Annotated in this window: 12 protein-coding genes; all 12 read right to left on the bottom strand. The window is 49.5% G+C overall.

What is annotated here, in order from left to right; translation table 11 throughout:
* Positions 1 to 65: 65 nt before the first annotated feature.
* Positions 66 to 944 carry a bifunctional methylenetetrahydrofolate dehydrogenase/methenyltetrahydrofolate cyclohydrolase FolD gene (gene folD, locus KSW37_RS13925; protein WP_217314288.1) on the bottom strand — a complete coding sequence of 293 codons (879 nt, stop codon included), beginning with the start codon at positions 942 to 944 and terminating at the stop codon, positions 66 to 68.
* 92 nt (positions 945 to 1,036) lie between these two features.
* Positions 1,037 to 2,389: a signal recognition particle protein gene (gene ffh / locus KSW37_RS13920; protein WP_118079302.1), complete on the bottom strand. Its 1,353-nt coding sequence runs from the start codon at positions 2,387 to 2,389 to the stop codon at positions 1,037 to 1,039.
* Between the two features lie 120 nt (positions 2,390 to 2,509).
* A complete protein-coding gene (locus KSW37_RS13915) occupies positions 2,510 to 3,166 on the bottom strand; it encodes a hypothetical protein (RefSeq protein ID WP_217743517.1) in 657 nt (218 codons plus the stop codon).
* 169 nt (positions 3,167 to 3,335) lie between these two features.
* Positions 3,336 to 3,491 carry a hypothetical protein gene (locus KSW37_RS13910; protein ID WP_217314286.1) on the bottom strand — a complete coding sequence of 52 codons (156 nt, stop codon included), beginning with the start codon at positions 3,489 to 3,491 and terminating at the stop codon, positions 3,336 to 3,338.
* Positions 3,492 to 4,188: 697 nt separating this feature from the next.
* Positions 4,189 to 5,667: an NAD(P)-dependent oxidoreductase gene (locus KSW37_RS13905; protein WP_254881141.1), complete on the bottom strand. Its 1,479-nt coding sequence runs from the start codon at positions 5,665 to 5,667 to the stop codon at positions 4,189 to 4,191.
* Between the two features lie 376 nt (positions 5,668 to 6,043).
* A complete protein-coding gene (locus KSW37_RS13900; RefSeq protein ID WP_022120890.1) occupies positions 6,044 to 6,841 on the bottom strand; it encodes a prephenate dehydrogenase/arogenate dehydrogenase family protein in 798 nt (265 codons plus the stop codon).
* Between the two features lie 114 nt (positions 6,842 to 6,955).
* Positions 6,956 to 8,023: a bifunctional 3-deoxy-7-phosphoheptulonate synthase/chorismate mutase type II gene (locus tag KSW37_RS13895; protein WP_217743516.1), complete on the bottom strand. Its 1,068-nt coding sequence runs from the start codon at positions 8,021 to 8,023 to the stop codon at positions 6,956 to 6,958.
* Between the two features lie 180 nt (positions 8,024 to 8,203).
* Positions 8,204 to 9,373: a pyridoxal phosphate-dependent aminotransferase gene (locus tag KSW37_RS13890; protein ID WP_217743515.1), complete on the bottom strand. Its 1,170-nt coding sequence runs from the start codon at positions 9,371 to 9,373 to the stop codon at positions 8,204 to 8,206.
* 36 nt (positions 9,374 to 9,409) lie between these two features.
* Complete coding sequence (locus KSW37_RS13885; RefSeq protein ID WP_217743514.1) at positions 9,410 to 10,243, bottom strand: prephenate dehydratase; 834 nt, start codon at positions 10,241 to 10,243, stop codon at positions 9,410 to 9,412.
* Between the two features lie 599 nt (positions 10,244 to 10,842).
* On the bottom strand, positions 10,843 to 11,124 hold the full coding sequence (locus KSW37_RS13880; RefSeq protein WP_022120894.1) for a hypothetical protein: 282 nt from the start codon (positions 11,122 to 11,124) through the stop codon (positions 10,843 to 10,845).
* 13 nt (positions 11,125 to 11,137) lie between these two features.
* The gene (locus tag KSW37_RS13875; RefSeq protein WP_118200035.1) at positions 11,138 to 12,046 is read right to left on the bottom strand and encodes a dihydroorotate dehydrogenase; all 909 of its coding nucleotides are present in this window, start codon (positions 12,044 to 12,046) and stop codon (positions 11,138 to 11,140) included.
* Positions 12,047 to 12,280: 234 nt separating this feature from the next.
* Entirely contained in the window at positions 12,281 to 13,057 is a 777-nt protein-coding gene (locus tag KSW37_RS13870) for a dihydroorotate dehydrogenase electron transfer subunit (protein WP_217743513.1), read from the bottom strand.
* Positions 13,058 to 13,307: the final 250 nt, after the last annotated feature.

Raw genomic sequence — 13,307 nt, 5'->3', positions numbered from 1 at the left:
GGCTAGGAGCTTTTGGGCCTTCAGCCCGTACTTGAACCACATGCGAAAGTTCAGTTATCTTTTTTCTAGCTGTAATATTCCTTCTTGCCGGCAGCCAGCGTATTCTTCATCAGCGAACAGATGGTCATCGGACCAACGCCTCCCGGAACAGGAGTGATGAAGGAGCACTTCTCTGCCACCTCGTCGAATTTCACATCACCGTTCAGGCGGAAACCGCTCTTCTTCGTAGCATCAGGCACGCGGGTGGTACCCACATCAATGACTACGGCTCCCGGCTTCACCATATCAGCTGTCACGAAATCAGGACGGCCTATGGCTGCGATGATGATATCTGCCTCCTGACACTCCTTCTTCAAATCCTTGGAATGGGAGTGGCATACGGTGACGGTGGAATCGCCATACTGCTTCTGCATCATCAGCTGAGCCATCGGCTTGCCTACGATGTTGCTCCGGCCCAGAATGACACATTTCTTGCCGCTGGTCTCAATATTGTAATGTTGCAGCAGGGTGAGGATACCGAGCGGAGTGGCTGAGATGAAACAAGGCATGCCGAGCGCCATTCTGCCCACGTTTACCGGGTGGAATCCGTCTACATCCTTGCGGTAATCTATTGCCATGGTCACCTTCTGCTCATCGATGTGCTTAGGCAGAGGAAGCTGAACGATGAATCCGTCAACATCATCATCGCGGTTCAGCTTGTCTACACACTGCAGGAGCTCTTCTTCGGTAACATCCTCCTCATAACGGATGAGGGTCGACTTGAATCCACACTTCTCGCAGGCCAGCACCTTGTTCTTCACATAGGTTTCACTGCCTCCGTCGTGCCCTACGAGCACGGCTACCAGGTGTGGCTGCTTGCCACCGGCGGCTACAATCTGTGCCACCTCCCGGGCTATCTGTTCCTTGATGGCGGCTGCCGTCGCCTTTCCGTCTATAAGCTGCATCTTATTCTTTAATGTTAAATTTTAAATGTTAAATGTTAAGTAGCAGAGCATACGAATTCTTCACTCTTCGTTCTTCACTCTTCACTTATTTCTTACATTCCCGGCATCTTAGGCATGCCCGGCATACCCTTCATGCGGCTCATCATCTGCGCCATCTTGTTGCCGGTCATCATCTGCATCATCTTGCGGGTCTGGTCAAACTGCTTGATGAGCTTGTTCACCTCCTGGATGTTGGTGCCCGAACCCTTGGCGATGCGCTGGCGGCGTGATGTGTTGAGGATGGCTGGGTTGGTGCGCTCCTTAGGAGTCATACTCTGGATGATGGCCTCTACGCCCTTGAATGCATCCTCTGGGATGTCTACGTCGCGGATAGCCTTGCCCACGCCCGGAATCATCGCTGCCAGATCCTTGATGTTACCCATCTTCTTGATCTGTTGAATCTGGTTGTAGAAATCGTTGAAGTCGAACTGGTTCTTTCTGATTTTCTTCTCCAGTTTCTTAGCCTCTTCCAGGTCGAACTGCTCCTGTGCGCGCTCTACGAGAGATACCACGTCACCCATGCCGAGGATTCGGTCTGCCATACGGGCTGGGTGGAACACGTCAATGGCCTCCATCTTCTCGCCGGTACCGATAAACTTGATTGGCTTGGTTACCACGGTACGGATACTGAGGGCAGCACCACCGCGGGTATCACCGTCGAGCTTGGTGAGAACAACGCCGTTGAAGTCGAGGCGGTCGTTGAATTCCTTGGCTGTGTTTACGGCATCCTGACCGGTCATGGAGTCTACCACGAAGAGGGTTTCGTCTGGACGGAGATGATTCTTGAGATTGCTGATCTCGTTCATCATCTGCTCATCAATGGCGAGACGTCCGGCTGTATCGACGATTACCACATCGTTGCCGTTGGTCTTAGCCTGCTGGATGGCGTGGTCGGCGATGCTGAGCACATCCTTGTTCTCTGGCTCGCTGTAAACCGGAACACCTACCTGCTCGCCCACTACATGGAGCTGCTGGATAGCTGCCGGACGGTAAACGTCGCAGGCTACGAGCAATGGTTTCTTGCCGCGCTTGGTTTTGAGCATATTGGCAAGCTTGCCGCTGAAGGTAGTCTTACCTGAACCCTGCAGACCGCTCATGAGGATGATGGCCGGATGGCCTTCGAGCTTCAGTGGGGCTTCTTCGCCACCCATGAGTTCTGCCAGCTCATCGTGAACCAGCTTAATCATCAGCTGTCCCGGCTTAACGGCTGTGAGCACGTTCATGCCGAGTGCTTTCTCCTTCACCTTGTTGGTGAATTCCTTAGCCACTTTATAGTTTACGTCGGCGTCGAGGAGTGCACGGCGCACATCCTTCATGGTTTCCGCCACGTTGATTTCTGTAATTTTTCCTTCGCCCTTCAAGATTTTGAATGAGCGTTCCAGTCTATCTGATAAATTTTCAAACATGCCTAATTTTTCGTTTTTATGATTTTTGGGTGCAAAGATACAAAATAAATCTGACATGGGCAAGTTTTTCGGCAATTATTTTCCGAATTCTTCCATTTTTTTTGATTTTCACCCCTTTCCCTACTCTTCCTTTGGGACATTTGCCTTTTCATCTCCCTTAAGGGGTTGTTTTTCGGCAGGTTTCTCATCAGCTGCATCAACCGGATTCTTCAGTAAATATTTTTTACCCGTCGCCTTTTCGTAGGCATTGATGAGCGGATCGCCTTTTTCCATCTTCGAGAATATCTTTTTAGCCTCCTTCAGATGTTTCTGGTCGCGGCGCCCCTGACTGTCCATCATGTTACCCAGGTCGAATCCTACCAGGCGGGTATGTCCCAGTGCGGCATTTCTGCCTGCCTCCACAGCTTCCTGACAGGCCTGGCTCTTCATCTTGCCGGCGCTTTCCTGGTTCTTACCCCAAACGGTCACCTCGCCAATCTGTTTTGATTCGGGCAGCAGGAACACCGTATCGGGCAATTCCCGGTAGCGGATGGTTGCCTTGATGAAACCGGGCTTGGAGACGGTAGCCGAATCAAACTGGTAGCGCATGCTCCAGTAGCCACGGTAGTCGGTGCGCGCCCAGTGGTTGTTGTTGGTATGGATGAGCGCTTCGCGGATAGGCACATGGTTCTCGGCCGATGCAATGACGCATGTCTTCTGGGCACGAGCCTCCTGACCGATGAGCAGGAGCAGCAGAGCCGTGAGCAGCTGTATGTATTTTCTTCTTCTTTGCTTCATAATCACTTCGTTTCTGATTTTTTTCTGTTTCGTTTTCTGTTTCGTTTCTTACTAATCCAAGTTTCGCAAGTTTTGTCCCATACGCCCTGAAAGGGCAGAAGCCCCTAGCCCAGGGCACCGCCCTGGGTAATTACGGACGCAAACCTGTCGCCCTGAAAGGGCAAAAGCTTTAAAACTCCAAGCAAAACATAAAGCTTTTGCCCTTACAGGGCGTCTTGCTGATTGCCATCATACCCAGGGCGATGCCCTGGGCTAGGAGCTTCTGCCCTTTCAGGGCGTGCTGCTTCAGGAGCTTTTGGGCCTTCAGCCCGTACTTGAACCACATGCGAAAGTTCAGTCAGTTACTAAAAACTCCATTGTTTTTCTGCTGGCAAATATAGAGAAAAAAATCCATACAGCGGATAAGGCAGCAGGAAGTTTAAGCAGATTTAAGGGGAGATGGCAGAAAATTAAAATCCTATAACGTTTCTGACTTCTTCCATATTCCTGATGCATGGCTCTTTAGGTACACCTGGTTGGGGGCTGGCTACCTCCCTCTCAGGAAAAAGTGGTCATTAAGGTCATTAGTCATTAAGGTCATTAAGGACTTGCCAACGGGGAGTATTTTTTTAGGACAATAATAAAAATATATAATTATATATTTTTATTATTGTCTCTATTTTTGCCCCCATATTTCAAAAGCTTAATGACCTTAATGACTAATGACCTTAATGACCACATGACCATCTGGAAGAAGGAATGATGAATATATTTCACAGAAAACTGTCAGGGAAAGAGAAAACTCTAAAAGTAAAATAATCTTAAATATTTCTGCGCACGCCACCTAATTTTTTTTCTGTCCCGAGAGAAAACTTTTTTTATGGCGTAGTAAAAATCGAGGGTCGGCGAAGTGAAGAAAACTCCACTCTCCGACCCTGTCATTTTCGTAGACTAAAAGTCTACTATTTAAACCAAAAACCGAACCTCACGGTCCAAAAAAAATGAAGCACCGAAAAGTGCATAATTATCTAATAACACGCTTGTTATTCAACATCAGCAATACCATTTTTCTCGATACGCTTAGCCTCTTCGAGAAGCTTGATGGCATCTACATATTGGGCGATGCCCTGAGCCACCTCCTTGGCAGCCTTCATCGCCAAAACTACAGTCTGCGGACGGTGTACCACATCACCTCCGGCGAACACACCGCGACGGGTGGTCATACCGAACGGACGTTCAACAACTTTAACATATCCCTTCTCATCCACCTCGATTCCGGCAGTGGTAGAAACGATACGGTTGGCTGGTCTTGAACCGATGGCGAGATAGATTCTGTCGAATTTTTCTACCCTTTCGCCCTCAGGAGTGTTCAGCACACAGCTTCCCAGACGGCCGTTTTTGCCCTTCAGGAAGGCCTCAACGGTAGTTTTCCACTCAAATTTCACGCCTTCCTTCACCGCATCTTCATATTCGCTCTTGATGGCAGGCATCTCTTCCTGGGTCTTACGGTACAGCACGGTAACGTCGGCACCCAGTCGGATAGCGGTACGGGCAGCATCCATGGCCACGTTTCCGCCGCCAATGACGCCCACCTTCTCGCCGTCGCGCAGCGGAACCATGTCGCGGGGCAAAGCGCCTTCGTTATAGGCATTTACGTTGTGCAGGAAGTAGGTACTCTGGCTCACGCCGTGGAGCTTTGAGCCCGGTGTAGAGTCCATGTTCTGAGGCACGCTGGTACCTGTGCCCATAAAGATGGCGTCGTAGCCTGCACGGAACAGACTGTCGATGGTTACATTGTTCTCGCCCACCATGCAGTTGGTGATAAACTGCACGCCGAGGGCAGCAATTTTTTCCACCTCAGCACGTACCACCGTCTTAGGCAAGCGATACTCCGGAATACCGTACATCAGCACGCCTCCCGGCTCAGCCTGGCCCTCGAAAATGGTAACGTTGAAGCCCTGGCGCGCCAGATCGCCGGCTACGGTCAAGCCCGCAGGACCCGAACCGATAACTGCCACGCGGCCACGTGTTTTCTGTGGCAACATCTCGCGCGAGAGGTTCATCTTGGTATCAAAATCGGCAATAAACTGCTCAAGCTTGCCTATCTGTACAGGTTTTCCCTTCTTTCCGAGCACGCAGCTGCCCTGACACTGTTTCTCGTGAGGGCACACACGGCCGCAGATGGCCGGCAGGTTGCTCTTGGCATTGATGATGCTCATCGCCGCACCCATGTTACCCATAGAGAGTTCGTGTACGAAATCAGGAATGTCGTTACCAATCGGGCATCCCTTCTTGCACTGCGGAATCTTGCAGTGGAGGCAGCGTTTAGCCTCCTCAATGGCCTCGCGGGTAGAAAAACCCTCGTTCACTACCTGGAAGGCAGCAGCATCCGCCTGCTGTTCGGTTGTATCAGCCTGCTTAGCATTATCATTCTGCTTAGCTGCTGTTTCTGTTGTATTCTGCTCAGGGGCCTGCGCCTCTGCAGCATTCTTCACATTCTTTGTTTCTTTCTGTTCGCTCATAATAGAACTGCTCTCTTTTTACTGATTCTACAATCTGTTTATTGATTCTACAATCTATCCTTTGATTTGTGGGTGCAAAGGTACAAATAATATTTCAGAAATCGCCCCTATCTCCTTACATATTTTCATTTTGCCCCCTTTTTTCCTTATTATCCACCTGCTGGCGCCTTACCGGGGGTGGTCATTAAGGTCATTGGTCATTAAGGTCATTAAGCTTTTCCGCTTCCGGCAACACATAAAAAAAAGCCCTACATTCACATGCAAGACTTTTATGAGTGTTAATAAAATTCTCGAAAGTTCTACATTCACATGCAAAACTTGCAAATATACGGCTGGGGGAACATAATATAAGGGCTCCCCCATTAAATCAACATTTTTATTTTTCTTTAATCTCAATATCTTCCTTCACATGATTACGTATCTTGGTAAGGAAGAGTTTCATACGCTTCGCATCCTTGTGGTCGATGATGTCGATGAGCTCAGCAAGCTCCTCTCTGATCTGTGCCACCTGGCCCGATGTGTATGGGTTGAAGAGGATTTCCTGCAGCAGGTAATCATCTTCGTTGAGCACGCCCTTGGCTATCTGCATGTGGCGCTTGAAGGTGGTGCCCGGAGCATCCTGGTGCTTCATCACTGCCGCAAAGGCAAAGGTGCTCACGAAAGGAATACTCAGCGAGTAAGCCACCGTCTGGTCGTGCTCATCAAATGTATACTCATGCAGACTCAACCCCAACTTCTGGTAGAGGTCCTTGAAGAATATCTTGCCCATGTAGTCACCCTCCTTGATGATGACTGCATTCTCCTCTGAAAGCTGGTTCAGATTGGCAAAGGTTGGGCCGAACATAGGGTGCGTGCTCACGAAGCGGAAACCGCTCTTCTCGTAGAACTCCTGCAGTCCGGTCTTTACCGAAGCTATGTCGCTGATGATGCAGTCGTGAGAGAGATGTGGCAACACCTCTTCGAAGGCTGGCAGCGTATATTTTACCGTCACCGCATTGATAACCAGTTCGGGACGGAACATCTCTATCTCTTCCATCTTGGTGAAGCGGTAACAGTTGTAGGTGAAGCGCAGTCGCTTGGCATCCTTCTCGTAAACCGCCACCTCGTGGTCGAAACTGAGCAGGTCGATGAAGAAACTTCCCATCTTACCTGCTCCCATAATTAATATTCTCATATTTTTCAAGTGAAGTGTGAAGAGTGAAGAACGAAGAATTCTCTTGTCTAAAGAACAAAGAACCCATAAAAGCATTTGGATTCTTCACTCTTCGTTCTTCACTCTTCACTTAATTTACTTCTGGTTCAGGATTTCCAACTGCTGGCGAACACTCTCCTCATGGATGTGCTCGAAAATCTGAGCGGCAAACTCAGGGCTCATGCCGCAGAGGGCAGCCTGGGCACCACGCTTGTCGAGAATCTCGTTGTAACGGCTGGTCTGAACGATGGTCATGTTGTGCTCCTTCTTGTAGGTACCAATCTCGCGGCAAACGCGCATACGCTTAGCCAGGAGATCCATCAGCTGGTTGTCGCACTCGTCAATCTGACCGCGCAGCTGGTGCAGACCCTCTGTAGAATAATGCTCATCGCGCACTACGAGGAGGCTGAGGATGTAATCCAGCACATCTGGGGTAACCTGCTGCTTGGCATCGCTCCATGCATCGTCTGGGCTGCAGTGGCTCTCAACGATGAGTCCGTCGAAACCTAAGTCCATTGCCTGCTGGCAGAGAGGGGCGATGAGGTCGCGGCGGCCGCCGATGTGGCTAGGGTCGCAGATGATTGGCAACTGTGGTATGCGGCGGTGCAACTCAATAGGAATCTGCCACATAGGGAGGTTGCGGTAAATCTTCTTGTCGAAGCTGGAGAATCCGCGGTGGATGGCACCGAGCTTCTTGATGCCTGCCTGGTTGATGCGCTGCAGGGCACCGATCCAGAGCTCGAGGTCTGGGTTTACCGGGTTCTTAACGAGCACAGGCACGTCTACGCCCTGAAGACTGTCGGCAAGTGCCTGCATGGCGAATGGGTTGGCAGAAGTACGTGCGCCTACCCACAGAATGTCGATTCCATATTTCAGCGCGAGCTCTACATGCTCTGGGGTAGCCACCTCAGTAGCTGTCAGCATGCCTGTTTCTTCCTTCACCTGCTTCATCCAAGGCAAGGCCTTCTCGCCGTTACCCTCGAAGCCTCCCGGTTTGGTGCGTGGCTTCCACACACCTGCGCGGAACATGTGGCAACCTTTGGCAGCCAACTGCTTAGCGGTAGTCATCACTTGCTCTTCTGTCTCTGCCGAGCAAGGGCCGGCAATGACGCAAGGGCGTTCCTGATCACTAGGAAAATTCAATGGTTCTAATTCTAATTCCATAGTCGTATATTTTTAATTTTTTACTTTTTTATCTTTAAGATTAAAGCCCGGGGGACCAGCGATGGAATCGCTGGGAACGGGGACGGAAAGGGGAAAGGCTCTTTTTACCTTTTTACTTTTTTACCTTTCAAAGGGGTTAAGGCTCTTTTTACCTTTTTACCTTTTTACCCTTTTACCTTTTTACCTTTCAAAAACCTTCTTGATTCTCTCCAGGGCCTCTTTCATCTTCTCATCCTTGGCACAGAGGCTGATACGGATGTAACGCTTGCCGTTGGTTCCGAAGATGAAGCCTGGGGTGATGAAGACGCGAGCCTCATGCAGAATCTTCTCTGTCAGGTCTTCTACATCGGCATATTTCTCCGGTATCTTGCCCCAAAGGAACATGCCCACCTGGTTAGGGTCAAACTGGCAGTCGAGCACCTTCATTATCTCCTCGGCAATGTCGCGGCGGCGGCGGTAGTTCTGGATGTTGTTCTCGCGGTGCCATTCATCCGTGTTGTTCAGCATCGCCTCGGCTGCAGCCAGCTGTATGCCTCGGAAGCTTCCGTTGTCGATGTTGCTCTTCACCTTCAGAATCCATGAGATGAAGGTCTTGTTGCTCGAAATCATCGCCACACGCCAGCCTGGCATGTTGTGGCTCTTGCTCAGAGAATTGAACTCGATGCAGCAGTCCTTGGCTCCCGGCACCTGCATGATGCTCATAGGGTGCTCGTTGAGGATGAGCGAATATGGGTTGTCGTTCACTACCACGATGTTGTGCTTCTGGGCAAATGCCACCAGCTTTTCGTAGGTTTCGCGCTTCGCCACACCGCCTGTCGGCATGTTAGGATAGTTGGTCCACATCAGCTTTACGTGGCTCAGGTCCATCTTCTCCAGGGCGTCGAAATCGGGCTGCCATCCGTTGTCCTCTCTCAGGTCGTAATAGGTAATCTTGGTGCCCAAAATCTTGTTGATGGCGGTGTAGGTAGGGTATCCCGGGTTCGGGATGAGCACCTCGTCGCCAGGGTTGCAGAAGGCGAGCGTTACGTGCAGGATGCCTTCCTTGCTACCTATGAGGGGCTGGATTTCGGTAGCCCAGTCGAGGTCTACATCATACCAGCGCTTGTAGAAACCAGCCATTGCTTTGCGCAACTCTGGTATGCCCACCGTAGGCTGATATCCGTGTGCGTTTGGATTGTTGGCTACCTCGCAGAGCTTATCAATGGTCTGCTTAGAAGGCGGCATGTCTGGACTTCCGATGGCCAGACTGATGATGTCTTTGCCCTCGGCATTAAGCTTAGCCACTTCCTTCAGCTTGCGGCTGAAGTAGTATTCCTGTATTTCCGTTACTCTATTGGCTGGTTGTATCATAATTCTTATTTTTAACTATTAACTATAAACTATCAACTACTCCTTCTCCTCATATTCTCCCAACACCATTATCTTCTTCACGAGCGGCGTAATGGCGTCTATGCTTTGGCGGTATCGGGTGAGGTTGTCGAAGGTGAGGTCTACGTAGAAGAGGTATTCCCATTCATGCCCGATGTTCGGCAGCGACTGGATCTTGGTGAGATTGATGTCGTAGAAACTCAGGATGGTGAGCACCTTGGAGAGCGATCCCTTTTCGTGAGACAGACTGAAGACGATGCTCGCCTTGTTGGCCTTTTCGATGGGACGGAGCAGGGCTGCCTTCTGCGGATTGCAGACCACGAGAAACCGGGTGTAGTTGTGCGGATTGTCGTGGATGTCTTCCTTCAGCACCTTCATGCCGTACATGTGGGCGGCGTAAGAAGAGCAGATGGCTGCCCACCCCCTTACCTTGTGCTGGGCGATGTAGGCTGCCGAGCCTGCGGTATCTTCTGCCTCCACCGCCTTGAGGTCGGGATGGTTGGCCAGGAACTTGCCACACTGCATGAGGGCTACCGGATGGGAGTGAACCTCCTGCAGGGTGCTCCAGTCATCTTCTGGCAGACAGCAGATGCTGTGCTCTATGTGGAGCTTATACTCGCCTACCACGGTGGCTCCGCTCTGTCGGAGCAGTTCGTAATTGTGGAGCAGACTGCCCGCAATGGTGTTTTCAATGGCGCAGATGCCTATCACGGTAGGGTCGCGCTTGATATTTTCGAACACCTCTTCGAAGGTAGCACAACAGATGATTTCTATCTGTTCGCCCTCGAAATACTGGTGGGCGGTAATGTCGTGGAAAGATCCCAGCTCTCCTTGAATTGCTATTCTCTTCATGTTTCTTTTATCTTGTATATTCCCAATGGTTGTATCTCAGGATGCCTCTTTCTGATTCTTTTCTTTCTGAGTCTGCTTCAGAGAATCTCTTGTTTTTTCAGGCTTCTTTTTACGAAAAACGGTCCTACTCAATAAGAGCGGGACCGTTTCGATGATTTCAAGAATCTAATATCCTAAGTTGAAATTTACACGCAACTTCCCGCTTTACAATTATTTGCAAAGTAAAAGTAATAGCTAAAAAAGAATGCGTTAAACTTCTTCATTGTCTTTACATTTTATATGTTACTCACTTTTGTTCTTTCCGAGCCCTTTCTCCTTTTTATATAAGGAGCTTGTCTGTGCTCAGATTCCCGAGTCCTTTCCTACACCTCTTTTTATATAAGGAGCAGAGAGTGCTCAGATTCCAAAGTCTCGACTTGCTAAAATCTCAACTCGTTTGCAAAAGTAACATTTTTCTTTGACACTACCAAACAATTTGATATTTTTTTCTTGATTTTCCTTATATTTTATGCTAAAAAACATATTTTCGCCCGTTTTTTATCATCAGAATGCGGGAAAATGCAGAAAAATGTACTCAAGAGCCAGGCGACTCTTTCCCTTTATCTGCAATGTTCTCTGCCTTCAGCCTTGAATTCTCCTGTCAGCTCCCCTACTTTCTCCGGGTTCAGCTCCAGGTAGCGCTTCATGTCCTTTCCGGCACCATCCTTGTCGCCCATCTGCATCAGCAGATTGCCGCGCTTCAGGAGGTTCTCGCTCAGAGAGGCTTTTACAGACGAGTGTTCCGCAGAATCCTTCTGTTCTGCCAATTCTTTCTCCTGCTCTACAATCTGCTGCGTCAGCGTAGCAAGCAACAGAACAGGGTTTATCTGATTCAAATCCATAACCTTATTATTATTACTTGATGGCCCCGATAATCTCAGTCACACTCTTGCATCCGTGAGCATCAAGCCACTCGTTGATTCCATCCTTCACCTTCTTCGTAACCGCAGGATCAATGAAGTTGGCTGTACCGATCTCAATGGCCGTAGCACCGCACATCAGGAACTCAATGGCATCCTTGGCAGAAGAAATGCCGCCCAGACCAACAACCGGAATGTTTACGGCATGAGCCACATCCCAAACCATGCGCAGGGCAACAGGCTTAACGCAAGGACCGCTCAAACCACCCGTACGGATGCTCAAGAGAGGCTGGCGCTTCTCAATATCCACCGCCATACCCATCAGCGTGTTGATGAGCGAAACAGAATCGGCACCCTCAGCCTCCACGGCACGGGCGATGTCGGCAATGCTGGTAACATTAGGCGAAAGCTTCACGATGAGGGTCTTCTTATAAACCTTTCTCACCGCCTTCACCACGCTGGCTGCACCCTCGCAGGTTACACCGAAAGCCATGCCGCCATCCTTCACGTTAGGACAGGAGATGTTCAGCTCTATGGCCGGAATCTTATCCAGCTCGTTGATGCGCGCAGCACACTCAGCATAACTCTCAGGCGAATGTCCGCTCACGTTGACAATCATATTGGTATCAATGTCCTTGATCTGAGGATAAATGTGAGAGCAGAAATACTCCACACCCTTATTCTGCAAACCTACGCAGTTGAGCATGCCCTGAGGCGTTTCAGCCATACGCGGATAGTCGTTTCCCTCGCGCGGCTCCAGGGTAGTGCCCTTCACGATAATACCGCCAATCTCCTCCAGAGGAACGAAATCGGCAAATTCTAATCCGTAGCCGAAAGTACCCGATGCAGTCATCACAGGGTTCTTCAACTTCAAATCCTTTATCTTTACACTTAAATCAGCCATAATCTTCTGTTTTACTTAAAAATGTTTTTACAAACAAAGACAAGAGAATTCTTCGTTCTTCACTTTTCGTTCTTCGTTTCCAAACGAATTCTTCACTCTTCGTTCTTCGTTTCCAAACGAATTCTTCACTCTTCGTTCTTCACTCTTCACTTCCAAACGAATTCTTCACTCTTTGTTCTTCGTTCTTTACTTCCAAACGAATTCTTCACTCTTCGTTCTTCACTCTTCACTTAATTAGATTTCCCAAGTAAGTTTCTTGATGTTGATGACAGGTCCATCCTTGCAGACGCACTGGTTACCCTCGGTAGTTTTCTCTACGCAGCAGAGGCAGGCACCCACGCCACACGCCATCTTGTTCTCGAGAGAAACCTCACACTCCACGCCAGCCTTCTTGGCAAAGCGAGCCACGCTCACCATCATCGGCTTAGGACCGCAGGTAGAAATCATGTCAAACTTCTCATTCTCCAAAACAGAGTGGTTGGTAACGAAACCGACCTCGCCAGCCGAGCCATCCTCGGTAGTGATGCATACCTTACCAATCTTGGCAAACTCATCCAGTTCGAGCAGATCTGTAGCCTTGCGTGCACCCAGCAGGAAGGTAACTTCAGCCCCGAAATCCTTGATGAGTTTTCCGAAATAGAGGAGCGGAGCCACACCTACGCCACCACCTACGAGCAGATATTTCTGGCTCTTCTCGGTAGGCATGGTGAAGCCGTTGCCGAGAGGCAGCATGCAGTTGAGCACATCGCCCTCCTTGAGCTGTCCGAGCTGACGGGTACCGTCGCCCACCATTGCTACGAGCAACCAGAGCTGATTATTTTCACGATCCACGAAATTGATGGAGATAGGACGGCGAAGCATGGTAGTAGGCGAATGGTCTACTCTTACTTCAACGAATTGGCCAGGCAAGATTTCAGGCAAAGGTTTCTCATCGGTAAGCTTAATCAAAACGTGCTTATCGCTAAGCGCCTCTACGGAAACCACCTTCAGGTCGAGAACATATTTTTTCATCTTATTGCTAATTTTTAATATGCTTATTATATAATGTACGTATATTATAAAATAGGTATGCGTAGCTTCCGGTTACGCCCACCTACGTTTCTACGATGCAAAGGTACATCAAAAATCCGAATTGACGAAAAGAAAAGAGATATTTTTTCTTTATCGCCGCTCCTATGCGTTTGTTTTTGGGAGAAACGCAAGCAGCACGCCCTGAAAGGGCAGAAGCTCCTAGCCCAGGGCATCGCCCTGGGTAATTACG

The organism is Segatella copri (assembly GCF_019127135.1).
GTDB lineage: Bacteria > Bacteroidota > Bacteroidia > Bacteroidales > Bacteroidaceae > Prevotella.
This window is presented reverse-complemented; position numbering and strand designations above follow the sequence as displayed.